This window comes from Pseudomonas sp. P4_C8 (assembly GCF_056401975.1).
Genome location: NZ_JBFUIH010000088.1, coordinates 1 through 6905 on the forward strand (window position 1 = coordinate 1; position 6905 = coordinate 6905).

Sequence of the window (6905 nt, forward strand, 5' to 3'; positions counted from 1 at the left end):
CTTTTGTTCCCGCTAGCGTCGAGCCTGCACGTTCTTTCTTTTGTTCCCGCTAGCGTCGAGCCTGCACGTTCTTTCCTGACCTGCTCGACCCAGCGGCGCAACGCAGTAGGGCCGATATCGAAGTTGGCGCAGACCTCAAGAATGGGCTGGTCTTCATCAAGCACCATGCTTGCAGCATTGAGCTTGAACTCGCTGGAATAGGACTTTCGCATCATCATGCACACCTTAGATTTGGGCGCCATCATAGCGCCCTATTGATGTGTCCAATTTCATTAGGCCAGATCAGATTGGCTGCTTTTTTATGCTTGAAATAATCAGTTTAACGAGCTGGGTCTGAACCACCCGCAGGCAAAACCCGCACCGCCATCCCCGTTTCCCACCCAAAAAAAATGCCCAAACCTCCCGGTCCGAGCATTTTTTTGACCCCTATCACCCACCCTCCCCCAAAAACCCCGACCCTACGTAACCCTCCAACTATCGGACGCCAACATCATTTCGCTACTAAACTCGGGACAAGCGGGTTCGGGTGCAGGATTATAGCCAACACGTATCGCCCAACCGACGGCCAGGTACTCAACAATAGCCAGCCCACTTTAGAGGGCATTACCCATGGATAGCAGAACTCTACGCAACCTCATGCGCATAGTGCAGACCGGCTCTTTGTCGGCGGCGGCAGAGCATTCCTGTTTAACGGTGCAGGCATTGGCTGCGCAGTTGAACAAGGTCGAAGAGCAGTTTGGTTTTCGGTTGTTTCGTCGCTCCAACAAGGGATTGACCCTGACCGCGCAGGGCTCGGAACTCACGCCTTACATGGACAAGGTGTTGCTGGCCACGCGGCAACTCGAAGAAAAAGTGGCTGCGCTGAAGGTGCCTGGGCAGCGCACGCTCAAGGTGGCGCTGAACACCACGCTTTCGTCTGACTTCAATCGGCGAATGATCGGACGCCTGATTGAGGTATTTCCCGACTATCAGTTGGAATTCAGCTACGCCGAGTCGATGGAAAACCTCAGCAAACTGAAGAATGAAGATTTCGACCTGGCCGTGTTGATCGGCCCGCAGCAGCCGGGGTTGCCGAGCATTATCCTGCCCGAAGTTCAGGTGCAGGTGGTCGGTGCTCATTGCGGCCAGGAAAACGATCCGTTGGTGCTGCTCGGCAACAAGTTTCAGGTGCGTCCGGCCGGCGATTGTCCGTATTCCCACAGTTTTTTGCGTTTTCTCGACGCCGGCCTTGGCAATTACGAATCGAGCAAACGGATGGTCTATTCCTGCAGTGAGACGCTGACGCTGTCGCTGATCACGCAAATGGATGGCCTCGGCATGGTGTCCCGTGACGCGGCCCAACGTAACGGCTTGACCATTTTCCCTGGCTTCGAGGATGCCCTCGAAGTGCGGTTGGCGGTCAATAACCCTGAGTTGTCGGGCCAGGCGTTGCAAGACGTGGTCGACCTTCCGCTACATGAACGAGCCGAGCGCAATGTACGCAGCCGTTCCCACCGCAACGGAGAGAAAGAGGTTTTTGCTGAAGTACGCACATAACAACGTCGGAATCGCGGCATAAAATTCCGGGCGATCGAGCTGCACGTGTTGATCCTTGATCAACAACGGCGTGAGGCTGATGGCAGCGACGATCGCCACCGGCAAGTATTCCAGCGCCCGGGCGACGAAGGGCGGCCAATGGTCGGTGTTCACTTGCAGCGGCAATGCTCGTGGCAAAAATGTAACGGCCATCATCAATACAACGACCAGAATCAGGAACGTTTGGTCAGGCATACACCCACCCCGCAGCCCACAAAGGTGGCGATAAACACGTTGAACGGCGAGCTGCCGGCCAGGCTCAGCGCGCCCATGCAAGCGACGGCGGCCAGTGCGGCGATGAGTTTGTTACGGGTATTGCACAGTGAAACCAGCACATAGAGCATCATCGCCGTCAACGCGTAGTCGAGCTGATACTTGATCAAGTGCGCCGCGTACTGCGCGCAAATCGCCCCGAGCAAACCGCCGAGCACCCATGAGGTGTGGCAATACAGATTGAAGCCGATCAGGTAACGCACATTGACCGGCGCCCCCTTGCCCAGTTTGACGCTGTGGAAAGCGAACGATTCATCGGTCAACCCGCCCGCATAACACCAACGCTCAAGTCGACTGAGCCCCATCGCCTGCAACGCCTTGGCCATGTAGACCGACATCAACATGTGCCGCGCGTTGATCAGAAACGTGGTGAGGACAATGGTGGTCAGCGACGCGCCACTGGAAATCAGCGCCAGGGCGGCAAACTGCGAAGCACCAGCGTAAACGAACAGGCACATGGCGACCGGCAACCACACAGGCATCCCGGCATTGACCGCCATCAGGCCGAACACAAACGACACCGTGAAATAACCCGCCACTACCGGGCTGGCTTCGGCAAAGGTGCGCGAACGCCGGGGCCCGACCATCAGCGGCTGGCTGCTGGACGTCTCATTCATAGATCTCTCTCAAATGTTCTTTCGCCGCGCGGTTCGCAAAAACCCTGGGCACTCCAAAAACGTTTACCGGCGAGGTTTGCATCGTCGACAAACAGGAACATCCGCAGCACGCCCACGCGTTTCATGTCCGCCGATGCCGCTTCAACCAGCCGTTGACCAACGCCCTGGCTGCGGTACATCGGGCTGACCGCCAAGTGGTTGATAGTGCCGCGACTGCCAAGCATGCCACCCAGCACCGCGCCAACGATTTCGCCACTGAGGTCCAGCGCGATAAACGAGGTGGTGGTTTTTTGCACCAACACCCCGCGCAGGCATCTGGCGTCCTGCCATTCGCAGAAAGACACCTCTTCGAATTGCCGAAAGAAGCGCTCCAGACGCTGCGCATCTTTGGCCGTCGTGCGCCGCAACATCACCGGTGCAGGGCACTCGGCGAGGCTCATCATGGGGTCGAGCTGTTCAGCGAACAATGTCAAAAGCGGTCCCGGGCCGCGAGAAGGAAATCGCCAGAATTTGTCGATAAGCCATGTTGTGGGAATGGGTATTGCGCGCCGGTGTGACGTAGTGGCGCATGTCTCGATCAAGGAAGTAAGTGGTATCGAGAATCTCCTCGTACGTTGTCGACGCCAAATGCTCTTGTTCATGGGCGCTGTACAAGCGGCTCTCCGCCCCCTCCACGTTATTACGCCCCCAAAAATGCACACCACTGAACGGGTAGCCGTCGCAGTGAATACCTTCCGGGGTAATCTCCAGTTGTTTGCCTGGCTTGATCTCGATACGGATCTGGTGAATCTGGCATTGCCAGATTTCGTTGTGCAGTTCTGGTGGCAGAACGTTTTTGTACACCTCGAAATCCGTGTCAATCAGGCTGCGCATCACCGGTGAATGGATGATTTCATCGGAGAAGTCCTGGAAGTGCCGCACCATTCCGCCCACATAGCTGTTGTTCGCCTTGGACTGAACGTAAGCGCGGTGTTCCAGCTGTGTCAGTTCACGCGTCACCGGGTTGTACTCGAAATCGCTGTAGCGACGGTACCGATTGCCCGCCTCGGCCTGACCGTAGTAACTGTCAGGCTCCATGTTTTCCCAACTTCTGGTCAATCTGACGAAGTCGGAGAAGTGACCGAATAAATTGAAGTCGCTACTTTTGACGTTGACGTATTTATCGCGCCGTAGCGATTCGCCCACTTCTTTGTTCAAAACGAGCATTTTTTTAAATCTCCGTGCATTTAGCAACCTAATCTAGAGAGCACAGGATTTGCGTCCATGAGAAAGAATTTCAGGCATCTCAAGCACGGTTTGAAACGGCGTTTGAAGTGGCTTGAATTCCACTTTTTACGACTGAGAACAGCCGTTTTTAGTGCTTTTTTACTGTAATGAGGCAAAAAACCCACCGAACCAGTCCGGGGGTTTTTCGATTTTTTGTCGCTCATAAAACCATCGCCCATAAAAAAGCGCCGCCATCCCGGCAGCGCTTTATCAATCCTTTGTTTTTTCTTCTTATCCTTCCATCACATCCCACAACGCTTCCAGTTCCGCCTCACTGAATAAACCAGCGGGGTAGCGCTCGATCATCGTCCGACGCGGATCAGGTTCACTGATCTGACGCATTCCATTGGACTTCAACCAGTGCGCAAGGTCCTGGAGCGATTCGCCATTTATTGCCAGGGGATGCAACGCCCGCTCGCTCACTACGTTTACTTCGGCGTTCATTTCAGCGCTCTCTCCTGGTTCGTGAGCGGCTAACTTATCCAAGGTTTATGACAGAACATCGCAGTTCTCCCCCTCCCTGTTTCGCGCGGTGATAGATACAAGAGCTGTGCCAATGTTTCGGTACTGTCGACAAGCGGATACAAAAAAGCCCGCAGTCCTTTAGGGCTGCGGGCTTTTCATATAGAAGGGAGGATTAACATCTGCTCAACAGTTTTTGCAATTGACTCAAGATGTTACAACCTCACTCACTCCTTGTGCGGCGCAGGTTGCTGTTGGGTAAGGCAGTGGATGTTACCGCCTCCCAGTAACAGTTCCCGGCCTGGCACCATCACCACTTCATGTTGCGGGAACAGCGTCTGCAAAATTTCTTTTGCCGGGCCGTCCAGCGGGTCATCGAAGCTCGGCGCAATAATCCCGCCGTTGACGATCAGGAAGTTCACGTAAGAACCGGCAAGACGAACAGTCGGATTGCGCTCCTGAGTGCCGTCCACCGGGTCGACACCGGCGCACTCTTCTTGAGTCGCATACAGCGGCCCCGGAATCGGCATTTTGTGCACCGTGAACGGGCGACCCTTGGCGTCGGTGCTGTTTTGCAGCACGTTCATTGCCGCCTGGCAGCGCGGGTAGTTCGGGTTTTGCGGGTCATCGGTCCAGGCCAGCAATACTTCACCCGGGCGCACGTAGCAGCAGAAGTTATCCACATGGCCGTCGGTTTCGTCGTTGAACAAACCGTCCGGCAGCCAGATGATTTTATCCACAGCCAGATTCGCGCTGAGCACCGCTTCGATCTCTGCACGATTGAGGTGCGGATTGCGATTGCGGTTGAGCAGGCATTCTTCGGTCGTGATCAGGGTGCCTTCGCCATCGACGTGAATCGAACCGCCTTCGAGCACGAAGCCCTCGGTACGATAACGCTGGCTGCGCTCGATCTCGAGGATTTTGCCGCCGACTTGCGAATCTCGGTTCCACGGCGAATACAGGCCGCCGTCGAAACCGCCCCAGGAGTTGAAGTCCCAGTTCACACCCCGGACTTCACTACGGTTATTGATGACAAAGGTCGGGCCTGTGTCGCGAACCCACGCATCATCGCTGGACATTTCCACCACACGAATGTTCGGCACGTCGAGACGTGCGCGAGCGTTTTCGTACTGGCCAGCGGAAACAGCGACGGTCACCGGCTCGAAACGCGCGATGGCTTTTGCCACCGCCACGTGTGCGGCTTGCGCCGGTTTGCCACCCAGGCGCCAGTTGTCCGGGCGCTCGGGCCAAATCATCCAGGTCTGGGTATGTGGCGCCCATTCGGCCGGCATATAGAAGCCGTCGGCGCGAGGCGTGGTGTGCAAAGTGGTCATGACAATCAGGACTCCAGGGAACCGTCGAGAGTTTTCAGTGCGCCGTACAGGTTCGGGCGACGATCACGGAACGAACCCCACGCGCTGCGAATATGTTCCAGCTCGTCGAGGTCGAAAGTGTGCACCAGAATACCTTCTTCGGTTTTGTTGAGCTCCTGAACTTTTTCGCCGAACTGATTGGCGATGAACGACGAGCCATAGAAGGTAATGTCGTAGCCGTCCTGCTCTTCGTTGCCGATGCGGTTGCTGGCGATCAGCGGCATCAGGTTGGCGCCGGCATGCCCCTGTTGTACGCGCTGCCAGTGATCACGGGAGGAAATGGTCTTGTCGTGCGGCTCGCTGCCGATGGCGGTCGGGTAGAACAGGATTTCCGCGCCTTGCAACGCCATGCTGCGCGCGCACTCCGGAAACCACTGATCCCAGCAGATGCCCACGCCGATTTTCGCGTAGCGGGTGTTCCACACTTTGAAGCCGGTATCGCCCGGGTTGAAGTAATACTTCTCGTGGTAGCCAGGGCCGTCCGGGATGTGGCTTTTACGATAAATCCCGAGGTTGGAGCCGTCGGCATCGATGATCGCGATGCTGTTGAAGCGCGCGCGTCCGGCCAATTCGTAGAAGCTGATCGGCAGCACCACTTGCAGCTCTTTGGCGACTTTCTGGAAGTGCTTGATGGCGACGTTGTCTTCAACGGTCGTGGCCAGTTGCAGGTAATCCGGGTTCGGCTTCTGGCAGAAGTACGGGGCTTCGAACAGTTCCTGAATCAGGATGATCTGCGCGCCTTTGGCTGCAGCCTCACGGACCAGCTTCTCAGCGGTTTCGATATTGGCTTCAAGGTCCCAGGAACAGGCCATCTGGGTAGCGGCGACGGTAACAATACGGCTCATGAATCGGCTCCTGAGCAAAGGCTTGGGGTCGAGTGTGGCATCGACCCATGACAGAAATGAGAAGCACAGGCTGTGGATCGACCACAGCGAGGCTGCGGTGACTTTATAGCCGATAAATATCGGCTTTAGAAGCCACCAGAAAACCATCCGTCATGTTTTTTTACTAAAAAGCCGATATCTATCTGATTAGCGCGATCCCCTGTAGGAGTGAGCCTGCTCGCGATAGCGGTCGAACATTCAACATGGATGTTGACTGATCCTGCCCAATCGCGAGCAGGCTCACTCCTATGTATGGACTCGCCCCCACTGTCTACCTGCTTTTCAAACACTGCTACCCGGTTGCATCTATGTATAAGGCCTATTCGAGGAAGCCATCTTTGGCTTCTGGCCAACATTGGTTGAGCTCACGGTATGCCGATTACATTCAGGCCTCGAAGGCCGGTAGGAGCGCAGGCATCAATCCGCGACGGTCTGACCTGGGGTCAATGTTTTCT

9 protein-coding genes are annotated in these 6905 nt (G+C 55.9%); 1 reads left to right on the top strand and 8 read right to left on the bottom strand.

Going from position 1 to position 6905, the window contains the following annotated elements; translation table 11 throughout:
• The coding region (locus AC1DWM_RS29665) for a transposase (protein ID WP_477796844.1) at window positions 1-218 on the bottom strand (218 nt) is incomplete at its 3' end.
• A 391-nt stretch (window positions 219-609) separates the two neighbouring features.
• On the opposite strand from AC1DWM_RS29665, the gene AC1DWM_RS29670 reads away from it, so the two are divergent.
• On the top strand, window positions 610-1536 hold the full coding sequence (locus AC1DWM_RS29670; RefSeq protein WP_223514767.1) for a LysR family transcriptional regulator: 927 nt from the start codon (window positions 610-612) through the stop codon (window positions 1534-1536).
• Here AC1DWM_RS29670 and AC1DWM_RS29675 read toward each other — a convergent pair.
• The 7 genes from AC1DWM_RS29675 to aguB all read right to left on the bottom strand — a co-directional run bounded on the left by AC1DWM_RS29675 (window position 1453) and on the right by aguB (window position 6411).
• Complete coding sequence (locus tag AC1DWM_RS29675; RefSeq protein ID WP_010464672.1) at window positions 1453-1770, bottom strand: AzlD domain-containing protein; 318 nt, start codon at window positions 1768-1770, stop codon at window positions 1453-1455. The genes AC1DWM_RS29670 and AC1DWM_RS29675 overlap by 84 nt on opposite strands.
• Window positions 1749-2465 carry an AzlC family ABC transporter permease gene (locus AC1DWM_RS29680; protein WP_223514764.1) on the bottom strand — a complete coding sequence of 239 codons (717 nt, stop codon included), beginning with the start codon at window positions 2463-2465 and terminating at the stop codon, window positions 1749-1751. Before AC1DWM_RS29680 ends, AC1DWM_RS29675 begins: the two co-directional genes overlap by 22 nt.
• Window positions 2462-2875, bottom strand: coding sequence for a GNAT family N-acetyltransferase (locus AC1DWM_RS29685; protein WP_317849377.1), 414 nt, complete (start codon window positions 2873-2875; stop codon window positions 2462-2464). Before AC1DWM_RS29685 ends, AC1DWM_RS29680 begins: the two co-directional genes overlap by 4 nt.
• A gap of 46 nt (window positions 2876-2921) precedes the next feature.
• Complete coding sequence (locus AC1DWM_RS29690) at window positions 2922-3671, bottom strand: 2OG-Fe dioxygenase family protein (RefSeq protein WP_223514761.1); 750 nt, start codon at window positions 3669-3671, stop codon at window positions 2922-2924.
• A gap of 291 nt (window positions 3672-3962) precedes the next feature.
• A complete protein-coding gene (locus AC1DWM_RS29695) occupies window positions 3963-4175 on the bottom strand; it encodes a hypothetical protein (RefSeq protein WP_223514759.1) in 213 nt (70 codons plus the stop codon).
• 245 nt (window positions 4176-4420) lie between these two features.
• A complete protein-coding gene (aguA, locus tag AC1DWM_RS29700) occupies window positions 4421-5527 on the bottom strand; it encodes an agmatine deiminase (RefSeq protein WP_223514756.1) in 1107 nt (368 codons plus the stop codon).
• A gap of 5 nt (window positions 5528-5532) precedes the next feature.
• The gene (aguB, locus tag AC1DWM_RS29705; RefSeq protein WP_223514754.1) at window positions 5533-6411 is read right to left on the bottom strand and encodes an N-carbamoylputrescine amidase; all 879 of its coding nucleotides are present in this window, start codon (window positions 6409-6411) and stop codon (window positions 5533-5535) included.
• Window positions 6412-6905 lie beyond the last annotated feature (494 nt).

Excerpts from the sequence above, each read along its gene's own strand:
- AC1DWM_RS29690 (WP_223514761.1), bottom strand. The coding sequence starts at position 3,671 with ATGCTCGTTTTGAACAAAGAAGTGGGCGAATCGCTACGGCGCGATAAA.
- AC1DWM_RS29675 (WP_010464672.1), bottom strand. The coding sequence starts at position 1,770 with ATGCCTGACCAAACGTTCCTGATTCTGGTCGTTGTATTGATGATGGCC.
- AC1DWM_RS29680 (WP_223514764.1), bottom strand. The coding sequence starts at position 2,465 with ATGAATGAGACGTCCAGCAGCCAGCCGCTGATGGTCGGGCCCCGGCGT.
- aguA (WP_223514756.1), bottom strand. The coding sequence starts at position 5,527 with ATGACCACTTTGCACACCACGCCTCGCGCCGACGGCTTCTATATGCCG.
- AC1DWM_RS29670 (WP_223514767.1), top strand. The coding sequence starts at position 610 with ATGGATAGCAGAACTCTACGCAACCTCATGCGCATAGTGCAGACCGGC.
- AC1DWM_RS29695 (WP_223514759.1), bottom strand. The coding sequence starts at position 4,175 with ATGAACGCCGAAGTAAACGTAGTGAGCGAGCGGGCGTTGCATCCCCTG.
- AC1DWM_RS29685 (WP_317849377.1), bottom strand. The coding sequence starts at position 2,875 with ATGTTGCGGCGCACGACGGCCAAAGATGCGCAGCGTCTGGAGCGCTTC.
- aguB (WP_223514754.1), bottom strand. The coding sequence starts at position 6,411 with ATGAGCCGTATTGTTACCGTCGCCGCTACCCAGATGGCCTGTTCCTGG.